The 2,356-nt window shown below is 58.4% G+C and carries 4 protein-coding genes and 1 pseudogene; 2 read left to right on the top strand and 3 right to left on the bottom strand.

The annotated features are described in order from the left end of the window. A pseudogene (locus tag A3754_RS25300) lies at window positions 1-337 on the bottom strand (hypothetical protein); the annotation flags it as partial. Window positions 338-366: 29 nt separating this feature from the next. Here A3754_RS25300 and A3754_RS25295 point away from each other — a divergent pair. After that, window positions 367-804 carry a hypothetical protein gene (locus A3754_RS25295; protein WP_063521678.1) on the top strand — a complete coding sequence of 146 codons (438 nt, stop codon included), beginning with the start codon at window positions 367-369 and terminating at the stop codon, window positions 802-804. A 119-nt stretch (window positions 805-923) separates the two neighbouring features. Beyond that, complete coding sequence (locus tag A3754_RS25290; RefSeq protein WP_063521677.1) at window positions 924-1,151, top strand: hypothetical protein; 228 nt, start codon at window positions 924-926, stop codon at window positions 1,149-1,151. A 211-nt stretch (window positions 1,152-1,362) separates the two neighbouring features. Here A3754_RS25290 and A3754_RS25285 read toward each other — a convergent pair whose 3' ends face one another. Both A3754_RS25285 and A3754_RS25280 read right to left on the bottom strand, forming a co-directional pair. Then, complete coding sequence (locus A3754_RS25285; RefSeq protein WP_063521676.1) at window positions 1,363-1,725, bottom strand: STAS/SEC14 domain-containing protein; 363 nt, start codon at window positions 1,723-1,725, stop codon at window positions 1,363-1,365. A 96-nt stretch (window positions 1,726-1,821) separates the two neighbouring features. Continuing rightward, window positions 1,822-2,286, bottom strand: coding sequence for a hypothetical protein (locus A3754_RS25280; RefSeq protein WP_063521675.1), 465 nt, complete (start codon window positions 2,284-2,286; stop codon window positions 1,822-1,824). Window positions 2,287-2,356: the final 70 nt, after the last annotated feature.

The raw sequence follows: 2,356 nt of genomic DNA, 5'->3' as shown, positions 1-2,356 counted from the left end.
AAGCATGCCAATCCAGCAGGGCGGCAACCGGATCGCTGGTATCCGTGGAAGCAGGAGCCTCCCGGTCACGCACCTGCTCGGCGAAAGCCGGGTCCGTGGCCATCAAACGATCATATTCCTGCTTCATTTCCAGGCTGGTGACATCCGCCGCCACATGCCGCTCCGGATGCTGCTGCGCATCTCGTTCCATCAAACCAAAGTAATCGATCTGGAATTTCACCCCGCAGGCATCAGCCAGAGCCTTGTAGTTCTCTGCCAGGTCACCGCCCCCGGCAAGCTGTTCGGCAAACCAGGCATCACCTTCACCGGGGGAAGGTTGCACCCCTTCGTAATACAACGGTATCCAGTTCGCTCGGTTACGAGATCATGAAGGCCAGCTATTTCTATTCTTTTTATCACAATGACAAAGTCGAGCTGATGGCCGGGGGCGGGCTGCACGTCTCCAGGTTCGATATCGATCTGGATGTAAAGACAGACCCAGGCGGCACGGTCTCTGCCCAGGAAACCCGCAACGCCGCCCATACCGTCCCCCTGCCCACCGTGGGCTTCGGGCTCAACTATCGGGTCAACCCGAAGCTGTACTGGTTCCTGAAAGCCGAAGGCTTTTATCTGGAGTACGACGACTGGAAAGGCCTGTTCTCTGAAATGCAGGTAGGCATGGAATACAACGTATGGCGAAACCTGGGGGTGGGCGTGGGCCTGGCCACCAGCAATCTCAATGTCACGGAAACGGCGCCACAATACACCTTCCGCTACGATAATCGACTCAGCGGCGCCAACCTCTTCCTGTCCTGGTCGCTGTAAACCACCCGCGACCATCAGAACACGAGGCAAAACGCATCAATCTCTGGACACCGGGAAAATCCGGCGTAATATCGCCGCCGCCCACAAGGGCGAACAGTGACTCACCATAAGGAAGATCGATGGCCAAAGGCCCCAAGCCCATGCACAACTGGGCAGCCATGGACCCGCTAATGCGAAAAGGCGGCGTCCACCAGGAAGCCCGCAACACCCTGCGTCCACGCATGACCACCGGCCAGGCGTTGAACGAATACGATGACTGGCAAGACGATACACATTCAACCGGCGACGAAGGGCCACACGGCCCTTCCTCGGCTTACCACCTTACCGACCACGCCCTCCCCGCCTGACTTGCTCCACCGCTCGCCTCTCTTTTGTTATTCCTGCCCTTGTCCGTTTCTGCCCGCTACCGATGCTTTCGGTCATTGTGACGTTCCGCCACGCCTCGATGCGCACTCATAACTGACGCGTTTTCTGAACAACCGACACAGTGTGACCGCACAAAGGATTCTGGAGCGGCCCAGGGAGTGGAAGTAGTGGCTCGCGCAGGAAGGGTAACAATCAGGGCTCGCAGATCCAGGCCTTGGCGGCATCCACGTCATCGCTGGGAAACACTTTCACATCAATGGACGGCAGCAGCTTGTCCGCCAGTACCGAGAGGCGACGCATCCAGTCCTTGTCGGTGACCACCGCTTCGCGCTCGAAGTGCTTCCAGTGGGCAAGGCCGAACTTCAGGTCCTGAAACAGCACATCCATGGAGACCCCGCCAAAGGTTTCCATCTCTGCATAGAAGCGTACCGTTTCATGCTTTTGCAGGGCGGCTTCCAACGCCGCGGTGACAGAATCGAATTCTCCGCGAGTGATCTTGCCAGAGATACGCGCACCCACAACCCGGTCGTCATCGAAAGGAATCAACGTCAGCATGGTCCGTCTCCCGTCCCTGTGCGCCGGCTTCGCTGCGAAGCGGCGCACGCTCAGACACGTCGTTGTGCCTGCTGCAATGGCCTCTGCCAGGGGCCGCTATTCCTGTTCCGGCGCGGGAGCCGTCAGGCTTTGCCAACCCTGCTTGGCGGCTTCCCAGCTCTGCTGGAATTTCAGCTTGGCCGCATCCCAATTGTCCTCACCTGCATTCTGCAGGGCCTGATAGCGGGTTTCCAGCTGGGCTTGCTGCTCTTTCAGGGCGGTCAGCGCCTCCTGCTTCTGCAGGCGAGCATCCTGGGACAGATCGCGCCACTGGCTGTTGATGTCGCCTTGTAGCAGGGTGATCTGCTGATTCAGGTCATCGATGGCGTGACGCGCCACGCGCATGGCCTGGTTTTTCTGTTCCACGGAATAATTCTGGATATCGTCCAGCGTTTCTTCCATCTGGGTTTCCACTTTTTCCGGTTCCGGCGTTTTCACGTTGGGAACGCCTTCCGTCTCTGCCCACGCCGTGGCGGTGGTCACCAGCATAAGGGTGGCGGCGGCCAATAATCGGTGTGTCATCGGGACAACTCCTTGTTTTGCCTTTTGTGCCAAATCTGGCTATGCCTGTACTGGAATGTGACAAGTCAGA

The sequence above is a fragment of the Alcanivorax sp. HI0083 genome, assembly GCF_001635175.1.
The sequence above is the reverse complement of the archived record's forward strand: the minus strand, read 5'-3'. Positions and strand labels throughout refer to the sequence as shown.